17 protein-coding genes are annotated in these 19181 nt (G+C 72.2%); 8 read left to right on the forward strand and 9 right to left on the reverse strand.

Annotated elements, in window-relative coordinates; all coding sequences use genetic code 11:
- Positions 1 to 70 precede the first annotated feature (70 nt).
- The 7 genes from ABZX22_RS02890 (at position 71) to ABZX22_RS02920 (ending at position 7924) form a co-directional block, all read left to right on the forward strand.
- On the forward strand, positions 71 to 1510 hold the full coding sequence (locus tag ABZX22_RS02890; RefSeq protein ID WP_354905498.1) for a sugar transferase: 1440 nt from the start codon (positions 71 to 73) through the stop codon (positions 1508 to 1510).
- Entirely contained in the window at positions 1510 to 2274 is a 765-nt protein-coding gene (locus ABZX22_RS02895) for a 3'(2'),5'-bisphosphate nucleotidase CysQ (RefSeq protein WP_354905500.1), read from the forward strand. Before ABZX22_RS02890 ends, ABZX22_RS02895 begins: the two co-directional genes overlap by 1 nt.
- Before the next feature lie 17 nt (positions 2275 to 2291).
- Positions 2292 to 3206 (forward strand): sulfate adenylyltransferase subunit CysD, encoded by a 915-nt coding sequence (gene cysD, locus ABZX22_RS02900; RefSeq protein WP_354905501.1) that lies wholly within the window; start codon positions 2292 to 2294, stop codon positions 3204 to 3206.
- 49 nt (positions 3207 to 3255) lie between these two features.
- On the forward strand, positions 3256 to 4512 hold the full coding sequence (cysN, locus tag ABZX22_RS02905) for a sulfate adenylyltransferase subunit CysN (protein WP_354905502.1): 1257 nt from the start codon (positions 3256 to 3258) through the stop codon (positions 4510 to 4512).
- Between the two features lie 306 nt (positions 4513 to 4818).
- A complete protein-coding gene (locus tag ABZX22_RS02910; RefSeq protein ID WP_354905503.1) occupies positions 4819 to 5712 on the forward strand; it encodes a sulfotransferase in 894 nt (297 codons plus the stop codon).
- On the forward strand, positions 5709 to 6629 hold the full coding sequence (locus tag ABZX22_RS02915; RefSeq protein ID WP_354905505.1) for a glycosyltransferase family 2 protein: 921 nt from the start codon (positions 5709 to 5711) through the stop codon (positions 6627 to 6629). Before ABZX22_RS02910 ends, ABZX22_RS02915 begins: the two co-directional genes overlap by 4 nt.
- Positions 6630 to 7021: 392 nt before the next feature.
- Positions 7022 to 7924 (forward strand): WecB/TagA/CpsF family glycosyltransferase, encoded by a 903-nt coding sequence (locus ABZX22_RS02920; protein WP_354905508.1) that lies wholly within the window; start codon positions 7022 to 7024, stop codon positions 7922 to 7924.
- Between the two features lie 185 nt (positions 7925 to 8109).
- Here ABZX22_RS02920 and ABZX22_RS02925 read toward each other — a convergent pair whose 3' ends face one another.
- Genes ABZX22_RS02925 through ABZX22_RS02950 form a run of 6 tightly spaced genes read right to left on the reverse strand, consistent with a single transcriptional unit; the run spans position 8110 to position 14769 of the window.
- On the reverse strand, positions 8110 to 9009 hold the full coding sequence (locus ABZX22_RS02925; RefSeq protein ID WP_354905510.1) for a sulfotransferase: 900 nt from the start codon (positions 9007 to 9009) through the stop codon (positions 8110 to 8112).
- Positions 8994 to 10307 carry a polysaccharide biosynthesis C-terminal domain-containing protein gene (locus ABZX22_RS02930; RefSeq protein WP_354905513.1) on the reverse strand — a complete coding sequence of 438 codons (1314 nt, stop codon included), beginning with the start codon at positions 10305 to 10307 and terminating at the stop codon, positions 8994 to 8996. Before ABZX22_RS02930 ends, ABZX22_RS02925 begins: the two co-directional genes overlap by 16 nt.
- On the reverse strand, positions 10304 to 11158 hold the full coding sequence (locus ABZX22_RS02935; protein ID WP_354905516.1) for a sulfotransferase domain-containing protein: 855 nt from the start codon (positions 11156 to 11158) through the stop codon (positions 10304 to 10306). The genes ABZX22_RS02930 and ABZX22_RS02935 overlap by 4 nt, the downstream gene beginning before the upstream one ends.
- Positions 11155 to 12060: a hypothetical protein gene (locus ABZX22_RS02940; protein WP_354905517.1), complete on the reverse strand. Its 906-nt coding sequence runs from the start codon at positions 12058 to 12060 to the stop codon at positions 11155 to 11157. The genes ABZX22_RS02935 and ABZX22_RS02940 overlap by 4 nt, the downstream gene beginning before the upstream one ends.
- Positions 12053 to 13348 (reverse strand): hypothetical protein, encoded by a 1296-nt coding sequence (locus ABZX22_RS02945; protein ID WP_354905520.1) that lies wholly within the window; start codon positions 13346 to 13348, stop codon positions 12053 to 12055. The genes ABZX22_RS02940 and ABZX22_RS02945 overlap by 8 nt, the downstream gene beginning before the upstream one ends.
- Complete coding sequence (locus ABZX22_RS02950; RefSeq protein ID WP_354905522.1) at positions 13345 to 14769, reverse strand: Wzz/FepE/Etk N-terminal domain-containing protein; 1425 nt, start codon at positions 14767 to 14769, stop codon at positions 13345 to 13347. Before ABZX22_RS02950 ends, ABZX22_RS02945 begins: the two co-directional genes overlap by 4 nt.
- A gap of 247 nt (positions 14770 to 15016) precedes the next feature.
- On the opposite strand from ABZX22_RS02950, the gene ABZX22_RS02955 reads away from it, so the two are divergent.
- Complete coding sequence (locus ABZX22_RS02955; RefSeq protein ID WP_354905524.1) at positions 15017 to 16081, forward strand: hypothetical protein; 1065 nt, start codon at positions 15017 to 15019, stop codon at positions 16079 to 16081.
- Here the strand turns inward: ABZX22_RS02955 and ABZX22_RS02960 are convergent.
- Genes ABZX22_RS02960 through ABZX22_RS02970 form a run of 3 tightly spaced genes read right to left on the reverse strand, consistent with a single transcriptional unit; the run spans position 16026 to position 18891 of the window.
- Complete coding sequence (locus ABZX22_RS02960) at positions 16026 to 16907, reverse strand: sulfite exporter TauE/SafE family protein (RefSeq protein WP_354905526.1); 882 nt, start codon at positions 16905 to 16907, stop codon at positions 16026 to 16028. The two genes, ABZX22_RS02955 and ABZX22_RS02960, sit on opposite strands and share 56 nt — an antisense overlap.
- On the reverse strand, positions 16904 to 18133 hold the full coding sequence (gene cysC / locus ABZX22_RS02965) for an adenylyl-sulfate kinase (protein WP_354905528.1): 1230 nt from the start codon (positions 18131 to 18133) through the stop codon (positions 16904 to 16906). The genes ABZX22_RS02960 and cysC overlap by 4 nt, the downstream gene beginning before the upstream one ends.
- Positions 18134 to 18177: 44 nt before the next feature.
- Positions 18178 to 18891 (reverse strand): methyltransferase type 12, encoded by a 714-nt coding sequence (locus ABZX22_RS02970; RefSeq protein WP_354905530.1) that lies wholly within the window; start codon positions 18889 to 18891, stop codon positions 18178 to 18180.
- Positions 18892 to 19181 lie beyond the last annotated feature (290 nt).

Below are 19181 nucleotides of genomic sequence, written 5' to 3' on the forward strand. Positions count from 1 at the left end.
TCCCGCCATCGGGTACTACCGGGCGCTACCATTCCATGACTGTCCGTTGATACAGGTCGTGGGGGGGCAGATGACGGTCGCGAAGGTCGAGCCGCCGCTCGTCTGGCGGGCCAGCCCTCGCATGCCTGGATGGGTGCGTTCCTACCGCGTGCAGGCGTTGTGGACAGATCTGTCGTGCGCGGCGGCGGGGGCGATGCTCGCCTTCGCCGCCCGGTTCGGCGAGATCACGCCCCACGCCGCGCCGTACATCGTGCTCAGCCTCGCGCTGCCGCCCGTCTGGGTGTGCGCGGTGGCGCTCAACAGGGCCTACGAGCCGCGCCTGGTCGGCATCGGCTCGGAGGAGTTCCGCCGGATCGTGCGGTGCGGGGTGGCGCTGACCGCCGCGATGGCGATCTGCGCCTACGCCACCAAGACGGAGGTGGCGCGCGGCTACGTCGTGCTGGCGCTGCCGCTGACGACCCTGCTGACCGTCGTCTTCCGGTACGGCCTGCGCCGCGCCCTGCACAGGCGCAGGGCGGCCGGGAGGTGCATGCGCAGGGTGGTGGCCGTCGGCCACGCCGCGGGCATCGCCGAGCTGGTCAGCAGGTTCCGCAAGGAGCGCTACCACGGCATGGAGATCGTCGCCGCCTGCCTGCCCGAGGACTCTCCGGACAAGGAGGTCGGCGGCGTGCCGGTGGCGGGCGGGTTCGGCGACGTCCCGCTGGTGGTCGGCCAGTACGGCGCCGACACCGTGGCGGTGCTGGCCTGCCAGGAGATGGACGGCGTGGCGCTGCGGCGCCTGGCCTGGCGGCTCGAGCGCACGCACACCGAGCTGGTCGTCGCCCCGGCGCTGATGGAGGTGGCCGGCCCGCGCACGACGATCAGGCCCGCCGCGGGGCTGCCCCTGCTCCACGTGGAGCACCCCGAACTGGCCGGGATGCGGCAGCTGGTGAAGAACGTGTTCGACCGGCTGGTGGCCGGAGTGCTGCTGGTGCTGGCCACGCCGCTGCTGCTGGCCGTGGCGGTCGCCGTACGGCTGGACAGCCCGGGCCCCGCGCTGTTCAGGCAGACGCGCGTGGGCAAGGACGGCAGGCTGTTCACGATCGTGAAGTTCCGCACCATGCGGCAGGACGCCGAACGGCTGAAGGTGCTGCTGGTCAGCGACGCCGACGGCGTGCTGTTCAAGGTCAGGAACGATCCACGCGTCACCGGCATCGGCGCGCTGATGCGCCGCCATTCCCTGGACGAGCTCCCGCAACTGGTCAACGTGTTGCTGGGGCACATGTCGCTCGTCGGCCCGCGCCCTCCGCTGCCGGAGGAGGTCGCCAGGTACGGCGACGACGTCCGCCGGCGACTGCTGGTACGCCCGGGGCTGACGGGGCTGTGGCAGGTTTCCGGCAGGTCGGATCTGTCCTGGGAGGAATCCGTCCGCCTCGACCTGCGTTACGTCGAGAACTGGTCACTCATGCTGGATCTGCAGATCCTGTGGAAGACTTGGTCGGCCGTCGCCCGCGGGCAAGGAGCTTATTGATGACGATTCGCGACGACCATTCCCTGGCCTCCGACCTGGCGACGGAGGCGGGCGAGCGGCTGCTCGCGCTGCGCTCCCGCGAGGGTTTCGGGCACCCGCCCACGCTGCGCGCCGAGGGTGACCGGATGTCCCACGTCTTCCTCACCGAGGCGCTGGCGCGGCTACGGCCCAGCGACGGCGTGCTGTCGGAGGAGGCCACCCGCGAGGAGCGCGAAGACCCGGCCAGACGTGCGGCGGACCGGGTGTGGATCGTCGACCCGCTCGACGGCACCAGGGAGTTCGCCGAGGAGGGCCGCGCCGACTGGGCGGTTCACGTCGCGCTCTGGGAGCGTGGGGCGCTGGTCGCCGGAGCGGTGGCGCTGCCCGCCCAGGGCCGCACGCTGTCGACCGGCGAGCCGCCCAAGCTGCCCGGCTACCAGGGCGGCAGGTTCCGTATCGCGGTCAGCCGCACCAGACCGCCCGAGTTCGTCCAGAGACTCGCCTACCTCGCGGGCGCCGACCTCGTGCCGATCGGGTCGGCCGGAGCGAAGATCTCCGCGGTGCTGACCGGCGAGGTCGAGGCGTACGTCCACGCGGGCGGCCAGTACGAGTGGGATTCCGCGGCCCCCGTGGCGGTCGCGCAGGCCGCCGGAGCGCACGCGAGCCGCATCGACGGCGCTGAGCTGGCCTATAACCAGGAGGACCCCACTCTTCCGGATATCCTTGTTTCCCTACCGGAGCTGGCGCCAACGTTGCTCGCCGGGATCCGCGACCTGCACCGCTAATGCCGGAGGAAGCCCCCATGCTTCAGCGCGACTACACGACGTCGCAGCTCGACGTCCTAGAGGCCGAGGCCATCCACATCATGCGCGAGGTCGCCGCGGAGTTCGAGCGGCCGTGTCTGCTGTTCTCCGGCGGCAAGGACTCCATCGTCATGCTGCGCATCGCGGAGAAGGCGTTCTGGCCGGCGCCGATCCCGTTCCCGCTGATGCACGTCGACACCGGACACAACTTCTCCGAGGTCATCGAGTTCCGCGACCGGCGGGCGGAGGAGCTCGGCGCGCGCCTGGTGGTGGCCAGCGTCCAGGACTCCATCGACGCCGGGCGCGTCACCGAGGAGACCGGACGGCGCGCCTCGCGCAACCGCCTGCAGACCACGACGCTGCTCGACGCCATCGAGGACCACGAGTTCGACGCCGTCTTCGGCGGCGCCCGCCGCGACGAGGAGAAGGCGCGCGCCAAGGAGCGGGTCTTCTCCTTCCGCGACGAGTTCGGCCAGTGGGACCCGAAGAACCAGCGCCCCGAGCTGTGGAACCTCTACAACGCGCGCATCCGCAAGGGCGAGCACATCCGGGTCTTCCCGCTGTCCAACTGGACCGAGCTCGACATCTGGGACTACATCCGCCGCGAGGGCATCGAGATCCCCTCGATCTACTTCGCGCACACCCGCAAGGTGTTCGAGCGCGACGGCATGCTGCTGCCCGACGCCTCCGTGGTCAACAGGGGCGAGGACGAGCCGCTGTTCGAGGCCGTCGTCCGCTACCGCACGGTCGGCGACATGACCTGCACGGGCGCCGTGCAGTCCACGGCCGCCACGGTCGAGGAGATCATCGAGGAGATCGCGGCGACCAGGATCACCGAGCGCGGTGCCACCAGGGCCGACGACCGGGCCTCCGAGGCCGCGATGGAAGACCGCAAGCGGGAGGGCTACTTCTGATGCGCGACCTTCCCCTCGCCAGCCGTACCACCATGGGAGAGCAGCTGTAATGGACATCCTTCGCTTTGCCACGGCGGGAAGCGTCGACGACGGCAAGTCCACCCTCATCGGGCGCCTGCTCTTCGACTCCAAGGCCATCTTCGAGGACCAGCTCGAGGCCGTCGAGCGCACCTCGCGTGACCGCGGCACCGAGTACACCGACCTGTCGCTGCTCACCGACGGCCTGCGCGCCGAGCGGGAGCAGGGCATCACGATCGACGTGGCCTACCGCTACTTCGCGACGCCGCGGCGGAAGTTCATCATCGCCGACACCCCTGGTCACATCCAGTACACCCGCAACATGGTGACCGGCGCCTCCACGGCCGACCTGGCGATCATCCTGATCGACGCGCGCAAGGGCGTGCTGGAGCAGTCGCGCCGCCACGCGTTCCTGACCTCGCTGCTGCGGGTGCCGCACCTGGTGCTCGCGGTCAACAAGATGGACCTGGTCGACTACTCCGAGGACCGGTTCGAGGAGATCCGCGAGGAGTTCACCGCCTTCTCCTCCAAGCTCAACGTGGCCGACCTGACCTTCATCCCGATCTCCGCGCTCAACGGCGACAACGTGGTGTCCAGGTCGGAGAACATGCCCTGGTACCAGGGCTCCTCGCTGCTGCACCACCTGGAGAACGTGCACATCGCCTCCGACCGCAACCTGGTCGACGTGCGCTTCCCCGTGCAGTACGTCATCCGCCCGCACAAGACGGAGTTCCACGACTACCGCGGCTACGCGGGGCAGGTCGCGGGCGGCATCCTCAAGCCTGGCGACGAGGTGCTCCACCTGCCCTCGGGTCTGACCTCGCGGATCGCCGCGATCGACACCTTCGACGGGCCCGTCGAGGAGGCGTTCCCGCCCATGTCGGTCACCCTCCGGCTGGAGGACGACATCGACATCTCCCGCGGCGACATGATCTGCCGGCCCAACAACCGGCCGCACGTCGCCCAGGAGCTGGAGGCGATGGTCTGCTGGATGTCCGACGCGGCCAAGCTCGCGCCGCGCTCCAAGCTGACCATCAAGCACACCACGCGGACGGCCCGCGCCCTCGTGCGTGACCTGCACTACCGGCTCGACGTCAACACGCTGCACCGCGACGAGACGGCGACCTCGCTGGGCCTGAACGAGATCGGCCGGGTGTCGCTGCGGGTCACCCAGCCGCTGTTCGTCGACGACTACGCCCGCAATCGGCTGACGGGCGGGTTCATCCTCGTCGACGAGGGCACCAACACGACGGTCGGCGCCGGAATGATCGTCGACGCACGAGCGTGACGTTCGGCAGGGCCCGCGGTGCGACCGCGGGCCCTGTCGCTTTTCCGGGCACTTCCCGTTTTCCGGGCACTTCCCCGCCCGCTTTCCCGGGCGTTTCTCCGCGTGCTCGGGTGGGACGGGCCATGCGTGGTCATCGCCTGCCGGGTCCTGCGCGCCTGGCCGCGCGGGCAGTACGGCCGGCGGCTCATGATCGGGTCGGTGGGGCCGCCGCTTAGGTAGATCCTTTTACGTTTCCGTGACACCGTGATTACTCTCCGCGCTAATGTCTCCACGGTCCGTATCCGCCGCACCGCCGGAGGCGAGCCCATGACCAGCCGGGTGATCTTTCTCGGTGGCCTCGGCCGCAGTGGTACCACGCTGCTCGAACGCCTGCTCGGCGAGCTGCCCGGCGTCGTGCCGCTCGGCGAGGTCGTCCACCTCTGGGCGCGCGGAGTGCTGGCAGACGAGCCGTGCGGCTGCGGCGAGCCGTTCGGGCGCTGCCCCTTCTGGCGGCAGGTGGGCGAGCGCGCCTTCGGCGGCTGGCCCCGGGAACTGGCCGAGCGGGTTCTGGCGCTGCGCCACCGGGTCGACCGCACCAGGCGCATCCCCGCCGTCGGTCACCCCGACCTGGCCGAGTACGTCGCCGCCTACGACCGCGTCTACTCCGCCGCCCTGGAGGTCACGGGCGGCACGGTCGTCGTCGACTCCAGCAAGCACGCCTCGCTGGCGTTCTGCCTGTCGGCGGGCGGCGTGGCCCCCCGCGTGGTCCACGTCGTGCGCGACCCCCGCGCCGTGGCCCACTCCTGGCGCAGGACGGTCGCCCGCCCCGAGGACGGCCGCCCGATGACCAGGTGGGGCGCGATGCGCACCTCCCTCCACTGGAGCGCCCAGAACCTCGCGCTCGACCTGCTGTCCCGACGGGGCGCCAGGGTGACCAGGGTCCGCTACGAGGACCTGCTCGCCGACCCCCACAGCACCCTCACCGCGCTCGCCACCGAACTGGGCCTCGAGACCCGCCTCGCCTTCCTCGACGGAGCCACCGCGAGCCTCGGCCCCGCCCACACCGCCTCGGGCAACCCCATGCGGTTCGCCGTCGGCCAGGTGCGGCTCTTCCACGACGACGCGTGGCGCGGCGGGCTGCCTCCCGTCCAGCGCGCCGTCGTCTCGGGCCTGACGGCCCCTCTCATGACCAGGTACGGCTATCGCGGAGCGGCGGCATGACTCCTTCGGTCGGCGTGGTGATCCCCACCACGGGCAAGCGGCCGGCCCAGCTGCGGGCAGCGACACGCGCGGTGCTCGCCCAGGACTATCCAGGCCGCATCGAGCTGGTCATCGTGGCCGACGGCGGAGACCCGCCCGCGGTCGCCGAGCAGGTCGCCGACGTCGTCGCGCCCAGGTCCCACGCCGACGGGCGCCACCGGGTGAGGGTGCTGCCCAACCGGTTCAGCCCCGGCCTGCCCGGCGCCCGCAACACCGGCATCGCCGCCTCCGACACCGACCTGGTCGCCTTCTGCGACGACGACGACGTCTGGCTGCCCGGCAAGCTCGCCGCCCAGCGCCACGCCCTCTCCGACGGCGCCGACTTCGTCAGCTGCTCCATCGAGGTCGAGTACGGCTCCCGCCGCGTCCCCAGGCTCGCCGGAACCGACCAGGTCACCAAGGCCGACCTGGTGCGCTCGCGCATGGTGATGGTGCACTCCTCGACGTTCCTGTTCCGACGCGGTGCCTACTGGGTCGACGAGAGCGCGCCCGCGGGCCAGAACGAGGACTGGGACCTCGCGTTGCGCGCCGCCAAGCGGCAGCCGATCGCGCACGTCGACCGTCCGCTGGTCAGGGTCCGCTGGGGGGCGTCGCAGTACGTCACCAGATGGGCCGACCGCATCGCCGGGCTGGAGTGGATGCTCGCCCGGCACCCCGAACTGGCCGTGGATCCGCGCGGCGCGGCGCGGATCTACGGCCAACTCGCCTTCCACCACGCGGCGCTGGGGCGGCGCAGGGAGGCGGGCCGGTGGGCGCTGCGCACGTTCGCCGCCCACCTGGGCGAACCACGCGCCCCGATCGCGCTGGCGGTGGCGGCGGGGCTGGTGTCCGCTCCCGCGGTGCTGGCCCTGCTGCACGACAGGGGCCACGGGATTTGAGCGGTCCGGCACCGCACCCCACCCCCGACAGGAGCCCCGCCGAGGACCAGCCCTCCCGGCCCACCACCCAGGACCTGACCGGGGAACCGCTCTCCTCGCCCGGGACTCCCAGCCGCTGCCTGGGGCTTCCCGCTCCCGAGGTGTTCCCGGCTTGCGGGGTGTTCGCGGCTCCTGAGGCGTGTCGCGTGCCTGAGGTGCTTCCGGTCTCCGGGACGCCATCGGCTTCGCGCGTGGTGCTCGCTCCTGGGGCGGGTCCGGCTTCAGAGGGGTCCAGCGCTTTCGGGACGCTTCGCGCCCCCGGGGGCTCCGCGGCGCGTGGTGTGGTCCCGGCGCGCGGGGTGCTTCCAGGCTGTTGGGCGCTTCCGGCTTCTGGGGCGCTTCCGGTCTCTCAGATGGTTCCCGCTCCTGTGGTGCCGTCGGCCCCTGGGGTGTTGCTCTCTCCGGGCGCGGCACGGGCACCCCAAGGCGCCGCCGGTTCCGGCGTGGCCGGGGTGCGCGAGCCCGATGCCGGCCGGACGGGCGGCCGGCCCGCGCGGGTGGAGGTGGCGGGGGTCGAGGTGGACCCGCTCACCGAGCGCCAGGTGGTCGACTGGGTGGCCACGGCGCTCCGGCGCGGCACGGGCGGCCACATCGTCACCCCCAACATCGACATCTGCCGCGCCGTCTCGCGCGAGCCCGCGCTCAGGCGCCTGGTCGCCGCCGCCGACCTGGTGGTGGCCGACGGGATGCCGCTGGTGTGGGCGTCCAGGCTGCTCGGCACGGCCATCCCCGAGCGGGTGACGGGCGCCGACCTGATCTGGTCGCTCAGCGCCATGGCCGCCGCGGCCGGTCATCCGGTCTACCTGCTCGGCGGTCCGCCCGGCGTGGCGGCCGCAGCGGCGCGGGAGTTGACGGCGCGGTGCGCTGGGCTGGCGGTGTGCGGGGTGGACGCTCCGCCGTACGGGTTCGACAGGAGCGCCGAGGTGCTGGCCGAGGTCAGGGCCAGGTTGGTCGCCGCCGGGCCGGGCATCGTGTTCGTGGGGCTCGGGTTCCCCAAGCAGGACCGGCTGATCGCCGAGTTGCGTGCCGACCTGCCGCAGGCGTGGTTCGTAGGGTGCGGGTCGGCGATCGCGTTCGCGGCGGGGTCGGTGGCCAGGGCGCCGGCGTGGATGCGGCGCACGGGGACCGAGTGGTTGTTCCGGCTGGCGGCCGAGCCCGACCGGCTGGCCAGACGCTACCTGGTCGACGACCTGCCGTTCGCGCTGCGGCTGATGGCCAGGTCCTTACGGGACCGGTGGACGTCGGCCCGGCGGTGAGAGCTCACCGGTTCTGACGATCTCGGAGGCGATCACGCGGCTGAGGGCGGCGATTCCGGTGGTCTCACGCTTGGGCCAGCTGATGAGGGCGCGCGGGTTCCGGTGGCTTCGGGCCCTGGGGTGGCGAGGGCGCGGGTTCTGACGATCTCGGAGGCCGGGCGTCCGTGCTGGTGGGCTCGGGGTGGTCAGCTGGTGAGGGTGCGGATCGTGGCGATCTCGGCGTCGGTCAGGCGGTCCCGGTAGGAGTGGAGCGCGCTGCTGGAGTCCATCGGGCGGTAGGCGGTGCGTGACAGGCCGGACCAGGCGAAGCCGCGCTCGGCCGTACCCGGGGTCGTGCAGGCGCGCGTGACGCGGCGCTCGGCGGCGGGGGACCAGCGCAGGTCCGCCACCTCGTAGAGCCTGCGGAATCCCGGCAGGGGCGCGCCGGCGAGATCCTCGTAGGAGACGACGGTGACGCCCTCCGCGCGGGCGAGGACCGCGCGGGCCACCCGCCACAGCGCGCAGATCTTGGCGATGCGGTCCTGGGAGCCGACCAGCGCCCGTAGCTCCTCCACCTCGGGGTGGTCGCGGACGAGCAGCGGCTGCTCGAGCAGTTCGTGGAAGTAGACGGTCCAGCCGAGCCGCGTCCACGAGCCGGCGAGCGAGACCGGGTCGCGGACCAGCGCGATGACCGTGCAGCCGAGCGTGCGCGCGAACCAGCTCGCCGACAGCACGGCGAAGGGGTCGTCCAGGAGCGCCCGCCGTCCGGTGCGGCGTCCCCAGGCGAAGGCGGTGCCGTACCGGACGAGCCGGGCCAGGTCGTACGGCGAGCGGTTGGCACGCAGTTCGGCCAGCCAGCCGTAGCGGAGGGCGACGGTGTCGCGGAAGGCGGGCAGCCAGTGGGCGGAGTTGTCGTCGCAGATGTACTGGAAGCGGTGGGTGACGCCGGCGCGCAGCACGCCGGGGCAGCGGCCGGGCGGGTGTTGCGGGTTGAGCGGCTCGTTGACGTAGACCAGCTCGCCCGAGGCGGCCAGCATCTTGCCGACCCAGCTGGTGCCGCTGCGGGGCAGGCCCGTCACGAGGACGGGGTTCACGCGGCCGCCCATGAGCGGAACCTGAGCGCGGTCATGCTGTGACGGCCGAAGGGGCGCAGGCCGTAGCGCTGGTGGATCTGCCAGAGCGGCAGCAGGTTCTTCAGCAGCACCCCGCCCGACCAGCCGAGCGCCGCGCCCAGCGCGCCGTGCGCGGGGATGAGCGCGAGGTCGAGCAGGACGGTGAACCCGACGGCGGCGAGCAGGTTGGCGAGGCTGGTGGTGGTGTGGCCGGCCGAGGTGAGCACGACGTCGACCATGCCGCACGCCGTCGCCACCATCATCGTGCCCGCCAAAACCAGCGCGATGGGCACCGCGTGGCCGTACCCGGTGCCGAAGACGCGCAGCAGCCAGGGCGCCAGGACGGCGTAGCCGAGCCACACCGGCCAGGTCAGGAGCACCAGCCACATGGTGGTCACCTGGTAGAGCTCGCGCGCCCGCGCCAGGTCGTCCTCGGCCAGAGCGCGCACCAGGCGGGGCTGGGCGGCCTGGGCCAGGCCCTGGTTCGCGAGCTGCCCGACCACCTTGAACCTGGTCGCCGCGGTGTAGCAGGCGACCTCGGCGGGGCCCGCCAGCAGGGCGACGACCACGATGTCGAGCCGCTGGAACACCGCCTGGATCGCGCCCGCGGCCGACCGTGGCGCGGTGTGGCGCCACAGGTCGCGCCCGGTGCCGGGCAGGTACGGCGTGCGCGGCAGCCGCGCGCGCAGGCTGACCGCCGCCAGGACCACGACCATCAGGTACGGCACGCCCCACGCTGCGGCGAGCGCTTCGGGGACGGGGAGGCCGGGCAGGAGGCCGGCCGGCACGGCGTACGCCACGGCCGCCACCAGGGCCAGTTGCTCGACGGGAAGCACGATCCCGTCGAGCAGCACGGTCGGGCGCATCGCGCCGAACCCTCGGGTGGCGGCCAGGAGCACGTCGGCGACGACGATGCAGGGGAGCGCCAGGGCGAGGGGGCCGAGCTGGGGGTGGAGGAGTACGCCCGCCGCGAGGGAGAGCACCGCGCCGGGAGCCACGGCCGCCCGGACGTATCCGGAGATGCCGCGGTAGTCGTAGGTCCTGGCGCGGGCGATGAAGTAGACCAGGCCGTTGCCCGCGTCGAGCTTGGCGACGCCGGCGACCATCAGGGCCAGCGCGGCGGCGGTGAAGAAGGTGCCCGCCTGCTCGACGGTGAAGGCCCTGGTCACCACCACGGCCAGCAGGAACTGGGCGAGCGCGCCGGCTCCCGCGCCGGTGATGCCCGCGATGCCCCCGCGGGCCACCCGCCCCACCGCTCCCCGCCCTTCCCGGCCGGCGGGATCCGTCGTCACCTGCGCCACGAGGGATCACCGCCCAGCCACGGGACGAGGTCCAGGTCGTACACCTCGAAGTGCTCCATCAGCGCCTGCCGTATCGGCTCGGGCAGCGGTTTGGGCCTGGACCTGCCGTTGTGCCGTTCGAAGACCGGGTTGCCCATCGGGGGGACGCCCAGGAAGTCCAGCACTTCGTCGTGGACCACCTCCGGCTCGGCGAAGAACCGGTGGCTGTCGATGACGAGGATCCGCTCCCGCCCGAACAGCGGCTCCAGCCGGTTGAGCTGCTCGGCGTAGCGGCCGCGCGCCAGGTAGGCGTGGTGACGGTGCGAGTGGTGGACCGAGTAAGGCTGGGAGCGCAGCTGGTCCTCCGCCCCTGCCAGGCGCCTGAGCTCCAGCTCCACCGCGTACTCGAAATGGGACTCGAGCTCGAACCCGCGCGCCAGCTCGTGGGAGTGCGCGGAGAAGGCCCGCTCGACGGGGTCGCGCACCAGCACGATCAGCTTCACGCCCGGCAGGTCCCTGACGATCCGCTCGCCGGCCAGGGGATGGAACATGTAGTAGGGGGCCGACTCGAAGGCCAGCGGCTGCCTGCCGTACCGCTTCTTGAGCAGCGCCGCGCCCACCTTGAGCGGGAAGTGCCCCTGGTACCACGACGGGCCCTTGGCGTAGTCGATGTCGAAGTAGTGGATGCCCTTGTGCAGCACGGGCTTGAGCAGGAGCGGGTGCTGGGCGAGCGCGCGGTAGAGCGAGGTGGTGCCGCACCGCTGGGCTCCCACGATCAGGAAGGACGGCAGCACCCGGCCGCCGGAGGTGAGCCGCCCGGTGGTGCGCGAGACCGACATGACCGAGTGCTTCATGGCGTTCATATGAGGAGCTCCTGGTGATCGACGAGCGGGTTGAGCCAACAGGACGGCGGGCCCAGCGGCTCGTGGCCGTCGGCGGCGTGCCGGTCGGCGAGCGCGATGAGGTAGCGGATCGCGGTCAGCCGGGCCTGCGCGGACGAGAGCCCGAGCGGCGCGAGCGCCCGCGCCGACCGGGCCAGGCAGGCTCTGGCGGCCTGGTCGGGCGGCATGCGGCGCAGTGCCCGCTGGAACAGGTGGTGGAGCGCGTCGAAGCCGGGCGGCACGCCGACCTCGTAGCGCTCCCAGTCCCACACGTGGAGGCGGCCGTCGCCGGTCGGCGCGATGTTCCACGGCGACAGGTCGCCGTGCCAGGCCGGGCCCGCGGGGCCGCCGGTGGCCGCGATCTCCTTGACGGCCGCGGTGAGCAGCGCGGGGGAGACGCGGGCCCGCCGTACGGGCAGGGCGGACAGGGCGAGGACGGCCAGCTCGTTCCAGGCGCCGTGGTAGAGCACGACCGGCGGCACGACGGTCTTCAGCGGCAGGTCGGCGAGCTTTCGCAGCGTGGCGGCCTCGTGGGTGATGAGCTCGCGGGTCCGTGGCGTGTCGCCGATCTTGGCGTAGGCCATGAGCGTGCCCTGCGAGTGGAGTTCGAGGACGGGCTTGCGGTTGGCCCTGCGCGCGGGCCGTACGTGCAGGACCACGCGGACGGGCGCGCCGAACACCTCGCTCAGATGGCTCTCGATCGAGCCCTCGAGAGGCAGCATGAGCTTCGGCGCGAGGGGCGCGTGCCACCAGCGGCGCGGTCGCAGCCGCCGGGGGAGTACGGCGTGCGGGAGCACGCTGTAGGCCTGCGGCCGGCCCTGCCCCGGGTAGAGCAGGCGGATGGTCTGACCGAGGTAGCGCAGCCTGACGCGGGCGTCACGCATAGGTGTTCCTCCACAGGAGGGCGAACGAGACGAGGTAGAGGCTGAGCGGCGTGACCAGGCCGTCGTAGACGAACATGTAGAGCAGCACGAGGATCATCACCAGCACGCCCGCCAGGCCGATGGGGCTGCGGTCGGGCCAGTGGCGGCGGATCGCGCCGAGGAAGAAGGCGACGTAGAGCGCGGCGCCCACGAAGCCCTGCGTGATGATCAGGTGCCACAGCTGGCCGTCGCTGCCCAGCGGTGGGTGGCCGCATTCCCTGCACCAGTCGGTCCTGCCCGTGGTGATCGTGCGGTGGTTGCCCATGGCGTTGCGGGTGTTGCCGTAGCCGATGAACGGCGAGCCGGCGGCGGCCTTGACGGTGGCGGCCACGGTGAAGGCTCTGATGTCGTTGCTGTGCGGGTTGTCCAGGCGCTGGATCACCAGGTCGGTGAGGGGGCTGGCGGCGAACACGACCGCGCCGAGCGCCCCCGCCGCGCACAGTGTCAGGCGGGTGCGCCCGCCGACCCTGACGACGAGGTAGACGACGATCAGGCCGAGGCCGATCCACAGGCCCCTGTTGAGCGAGTAGACGACCGGTACGGAGGCCGCCGCGACGAGCGCGACGGCCACGGCCTTGCGGCGCGGCCCGCCGTGGACCCACCAGCCGACCACGAACCAGATGAGCAGCACCGACAGGTTGCTGCCCCACGCGTTGGCCCACTCGAAGGGCGCCTCGGGCCGCGGCGAGGCGTGGCCGAGCACCTTCTGGATCTGGGCCGCCGTCGGGTGGATCAGGTTCTCGACGAACGGGTTGCCGGCGATCCAGGCGGGCAGCACGCGTTCGAGCGGCGAGGTGAAGGCGAAGGTGGGCCAGAACACGCCGAGCAGGCCGCCGGCCACCGTGGTGACGAACAGTACGCCGAGCATCCTGACCAGGCGCAGCTGCGGGAGCTCCCGCTCGGTGAGGTTGCCGAGGTAGAGCACCATGATCAGGAGGGAGACGTAGAGAGCCAGGCGCATGAGGTAGCCGATGACGCGGCCCGCGCCGAAGTCGCCGTAGGTGTCCTGCGGCATCTCGCCCAGCATGAGGGCGCTGAGCAGGTAGCCGACCAGCATGAGCGCCCACAGCCCCAGCCCGCGCGGCAGCCTGATCGGCCGCCTGCGCCACAGGACGCACGCCATGGGGACGGCCAGGACGATCACGGCCAGGCCGCCGAAGCCGAGGGCCCACCATACGGGATAGCCGACCAGCAGGGCTCCGATCGGCCATGCTGCCCGGCTGTTCGGGCGGGTGTCCCGCACCGTCACGTGTCGGACACCTGGGGCATCGGTGACGTCTCCGGCCCCTCGGTGCGCTGCCGCGGGCCCGTTGCGCCCCGCGCCAGGATGTCGCCGGTGACGGGACTGACCCTGGCCGCCCGGCGCGCGGGGGCGGGGACGATGGGAGTGGGGATGCTCGTGGCCGCCTTCGCCGGCACCGCCTTGCCCGGCACCGCCTTGCCCGTCGCTGCCTTGTCCAGCGCCGCCTTGCCCAGCGCCGCCTCGCCCGGCACCGCCTTGCCCGCGACGGGTGCGGCCGGCGAGGGACCGGGCGCCGCGACGGTGACCGCGCCGATGACCGGCACCCGGTGCCGCTCCAGCCGCCGTACGGCGAGCGTCACGTCGCCGGCCCGTACCGCGCCCAGCCCGATGACCAGCAGCGCGCCGTCGGCCCTGGCCACGTCCGCGACGTCGGCCCCGGTCAGCACGGTGACCCGCGCGGCCATCGACAACGGCTGGGCCAGCGGCGCCGCGCCGATCGCCGGCGGCACCTGCCACAGCAGCAGGCGCGGCCCCCGGCACGAGGCCACCACGGCGGTGGCCAGCTCGTGCAGCGTCCGGGAGTCGGCGGGGCCGGACAGGTCGGCCAGCAGCGGCAGCCCGGTCAGCCGTTCGACGTCGCCTGCCGTACGCACTCGGGTGTCGAGCCGGTCGCAGGCGTAGGCGGCGGCCGCGCCGCACAGCAGCCCGAGCATCACGCCGCTGCCGAGGTAGAGCGGGACGCTGGGGGAGCTGGGCGCGGCCGGTTCGGCGGCCTGGCTGATGACGTAGCCGGGGGTGACCGCGACGGTCTTCAGCGAGTCGTACTTCATCGTGAGGCTGTAGACCTGCCGGGTGAGCAGGTTCTGCCGCTGGGTGGCGACGGTGTGCTCGGCGGACCCCCTGCGCAGCAGGGCCAGCTCGGCGACGACCTTGCTCAGGCCGGTGTTGACCTGCTTCAGCTTGGTGGTCAGCACCTTGAGCTGGGCGCTGAGGGCGGCCTGCGCGGTCTCGGTGCGGTGCTGGAGGTAGGCCTGGGCGTAGGCGCGCGACTGGGCGGCGGCGATGGCGGGGGTGTCGGCCGTGACGGCGATGGACAGCACCGCGGAGTTGGGCGGCACCGTCACCTCGGCCGGCGAAGGGGTGGCCTTCAGCACCACCGCGGCCTTGGCCGCCACGACCGCCGACTGGGCGACCTGCGCCTCGGTGTCGAGATTGAGCGCCTCGCGCTGCCTGCCCGTCACCTGGTTGGGCTGCTCCTGCACGCCGGTGGAGGCGACGAGGACCTGCGTGGTGGCGGTGTAGGCGGGCGGGATGAGGCAGAGCAGCGCGAGACCGCCGAGCAGGCCGGTGAGAAGGCAGGCGAGGAAGAGGTTTCTGCGCCTGCGCAGCAGTGAGAGGTGCTCGGCCAGGTCCACGCCGGAGGACATCAGGCATCTCCCTGTAGTCGCTGTGCGACTCTGGGTTACTGGGTCACGTCACTATAGGGCGGGCGGATATTTCCCCGGTTGAATACTGAAGATTTTCTCCCGGACCCCCCGCTAAATATCGCCAATTATTGCGAAATGTCGGTGTTGGCGATCCGGGAAACTCGCGACCCAGCAGGTGGCAGGCGTGGCAGGGTAGTTCGGCAACACGGCGGGGGCTGACAGTAATTACGAGGGGAGTGGAGACGACTTGCGTCTCAGAAAAGCAGTGGCGCTCATTCTGCTCGCCGCACTGCCGGCCTGCTCCACGGCCTCGGGTACGGCCCGGCACGTCCAGGCCGACCCCACGGTCGAGGCCGAAGTGAACGGCATGCTCGGCATCACGGAGTCGCCGGCGTGCGAGGTCACGGCCAAGCTCATCCCGTCCTGCGGCGCGTGGTGGGGGATCGCGCCCGAGATCTTCACCGGGCTGACGTCCGACAGGGCGCTCGCCAGTGCGGAGAAGCGCATGGGGCGCACCGCCGACATCCTGCACGTCTACCACCGCGGCAGCGAGCTGTTCCCGACCGGCAGGGAGATCGCGCTGGCCCGCGACCCCGCCCACCCGAGGCTGCTGCTGGTCAACTGGAAGCCGACGTTCGACACCACCTGGGCCGCCATCGCCGGAGGGGCGCTCGACCGCCGCATCGACCGGCTGGCCGACCACATCAGGCGGACCTTCCCCGAGCGCTTCTTCCTCACCATCCACCACGAGCCCGAGGACGACGTCAGGGCGGACCCCGGCTCGGGCATGACGGCCACCGACTACGCCGCGATGTTCCGTCATGTCGTGCAGCGGCTGCGCGCGAAAGGGGTCAGGAACGCCGTCACGGTGATGACCTACATGGGGGCGCCCAACTGGGCCTCACAGCCGTGGTTCGAGCAGCTCTACCCCGGCGACGACGTGGTCGACTGGGTGGCGATGGACCCCTACGTCGACAGCGCGGTGCGCGACTTCGACGGGCTGGTCAACAAGACGCGCAAGGACTACCCGCGCTGGCCGGGCTTCTCCCGCTGGATGCAGTGGCGCTTCCCCGGCAAACCCATCATGATCGCGGAGTGGGGGGTGTTCTCCGCCGGCCACAAGCGCGCCTTCTTCGAGTCCGTGCGCGCCCAGATCGGGCGTTACCCGCAGATCAAGGCGCTGGTCTACTTCGACTCGCCGCGCGCGCCGCGGGGCGACACCAGGTTCGACACCGACCCGGGGGCCGCGCGCGCCTTCACCACACTCGCGACGGATCCGCACTTCTCCGCGACGAGCGTGCCGCGACCGTGAGCGCGGCGCCGCCGAGGACGGCCGTCGCGCCAACGATCCACAGCGTGGCCGGGTCGGGCACGCTCAGGAGCTTGAGCGCCGACGCGAGCAGGACCAGGACCAGCAGCGCCCTGATGGTCGCGCCGGGCGCCCACGCGGAGATCCGCGCGCCGAGATAGACGCCGGGGACCGAGCCCAGCAGCAGCGAGAAGGTGAGGTCGAGCTGGAAGTCGCCGAAGAACAGGTGCGCCAGCGCCGCCGCGCCCACGAGGGGGACGGCCTGCACCAGGTCGGTGCCGACGAGCTGGTTGGCCTTGAGCGCGGGGTAGAGGGCCAGCAGCGCCACGATGATCAGTGACCCGGATCCGACGGAGGAGACACCGACCACCACGCCGCCCACCATACCGACCAGTACAGTCGGAATCGGGCGCACGACGATCTCATGGGTGCTCGACGAGCCCCCCTTGCCGCCGAGCCAGGCCTTCAGCACCAGACCGGCGACGGCCAGGAGCAGCGCGATGCCCAGCGACACCTTCACCGCCTGCTGGACGGCCGCGCCGTCGCCGAAGGCCCGCACCAGGAAGACGCCGCTGAAGGCGGCCGGCACCGAGCCGGCGCACAGCCAGCCCACCAGGCGCAGGTTGACGGTGCCCCTGCGCAGGTGGACCAGGCCGCCGACCGGCTTCATGACCGCCGAGGCGACCAGGTCGCTGGAGACGGCCGCCAGCGGAGGGACGTTGAAGAACAGCATCATCATGGGCGTCATCAGCGCCCCGCCGCCCATGCCGGTCAGGCCGACGACGATCGCGACGACGAACGACCCGGCCGCCAGGGGGAGATCGATCAACGAACCCATCCTCCGCCGCGAAGGGTGTCGAGGACCCGGGAGACGGCGGCCCCCACCGAGAGGTGCGTGGTGTCGATGACCAGGTCGGCGTCCTCGGGCTCCTCGTAGGGGTCGGAGACGCCGGTGAACACGGGGATCTCGCCGGCGCGGGCCTTGGCGTACAGGCCCTTGCGGTCGCGGCGCTCGCACTCCTCCAGCGGCGTGGACACGTGCACCAGCAGGAAGTCGGCCCCGACCGACTCGACCAGCGCCCGCACCTCCTCGCGGGTGGCGGCGTAGGGCGCGATGGGCGCGCAGATGGCCAGCCCGCCGTGCCGCGCGGCCTCGGCGGCGACGAAGCCGATGCGGCGGATGTTGAGGTCGCGGTCGGCCTTGGAGAAGGTCAGGCCCTTGGACAGCAGGTGGCGCACCACGTCGCCGTCCAGGTAGGTGACCGTGCGGGTGCCGAGCTCCAGCAGGGCGTCGCGCAGGCCGCGGGCGATCGTCGACTTGCCGGACCCTGACAGGCCGGTGAAGAAGACCACGACACCCCTGCGGTGCGGCGGGCCCGGCAGCGTGACCGGCTCGGGGCCGGCCAGGTGCTCGGCGGCGCCGTAGGCCGTCGCGACGTGCTCGCGCAGCTCCAGGTCGATCTCGTGGTCCTCGCGGGGGGCCAGCGGCACCGAGACGACGATCGTGTCGTCCGGCAGCTTCTCACGGGCCTTCAGCGCGGCTCTGACCACCGCGGGGCCGCCCTCGCCGTACGCCAGGGGCAGCAGCACGACGACGCCCTCGAGTTCCTCGGCGACGGCCAGGATCTCCTGCGTGCTCAGGTCGTCGAGCGGGCCGCGCATGGTGACGGCCAGCGCGGGACGGCCGGCCAGTTCCTCGCGCACCTCGGCGGGGGTGCGGCGCAGCCGGGCGAAGGGGCCGTGCTCGGCGGCGCCGAGCGCCTCGACGGGGCCCGCCACCAGGTCGTCGTGGCCGGTCTCCGCCACCGTCAGCACGGCGAGCGCGACGCCCTCCGGGTCGAGGAGGGTCACCCTGTCGCCCTGCTTGGCCTCGGGGACGCGCAGCGTCACGGGCGCGGGCCAGGGGCTGCCGTCGGCGAGCGTGCCGTGCTCGGCGACCTCATGAAGGTCGTCATGACCGAGAAAGCCGGTCAGCGGGTGGAAGGCGCCGGAGAGCAGCAACTCAAGGTCGGCGAGCTCACGAGGGTCGGGGGTCCACTGGAGATTCGCCGTCATCGCTCCACAATTCCGGTCGACTTAGTCGGATATACCTTACCCGGTCATATCAGCCGGGCGAAATGATTCTGGGGCTTCCTGATGACCATCGTCACCTCGTCGTAGGAAGAGGTGAACCGCCCCCGCGACAGCTTGTCGACCAGCCGCACCACCGCCGAACCGATCCGCCCCATGGCGGGGCCGCTGGTCGAGCTGAGGTCGTCACAGATCATCAGGCCGCGCATCAGGCAGAACGCGTGCATGCCCTCTCGGGAGCAGACCGGCTCGTAGACGGCGGGCAGCGGCCCCGCGCCCTCGCCGGTCGACAGGCGCGACCACAGCAGGCGGCGCAGCCACCCGGGGGTGAGCCTGGCGCACAGGCCGTAGGCGGTGGACCGGTCGCGCATCCGCAGCAGGAGCAGCCCGCCCGGCCGCAGGCCGTTGAGCAGGCGGTCGAGGACCAGCTCGGCGTGCTGGATGCGCTCGACGAGAAAGGTCACCTGGACGGCGTCGAACGAGCGCGGCGTGACGGGCACCGAGCGCAGGTCGCCGAGCGTCCAGGCGTCCAGGTCGGTACGGCCCGCCATCAGGGCCCTGACGGCAGGCAGGTCCTCGTCGACGCCGAGGGCCCTGGTGTCGATCCCGTCGAGGGCGAGAGGCGAGTCGTGGGCGCACCCAGCGACGAGCAGGTCGAGCCTGCGCCCCAGTTGCTCGGTCCACTGCTCGCGGATCCGCTGCTCGAAGAGGTCGCCCCTGGCGACCGACTGCACGTCAGCCATGTCACCCAGAGTAATCACACAAACTCGATCTGTTGGGTATTTCCTTCGCGATCCTGTGGGGTACTCGCGGGCGAGTCTCGGTTGACGTCAGGGGCTGCTCCGGCGGGCGCGGTGCCGTCCTCGTGGACTCTAGCCCGCGCTCGCCCGCCGTCGTGCCGGGTTCGGGAGGAGAGGGGTTCGGGCTGGTCTCCGGGCGGCGAGCGACCCGGGGTGAGGGCGGGTCGCTCCGGCATCCCCTGGGAGGCCGAGGCTCCGGCATCCCCCTGGGAGAGCGAGGGGAGGGCCGTGGG

It is taken from the genome of Nonomuraea sp. NPDC003804 (assembly GCF_040610675.1).
Lineage (GTDB): Bacteria > Actinomycetota > Actinomycetes > Streptosporangiales > Streptosporangiaceae > Nonomuraea.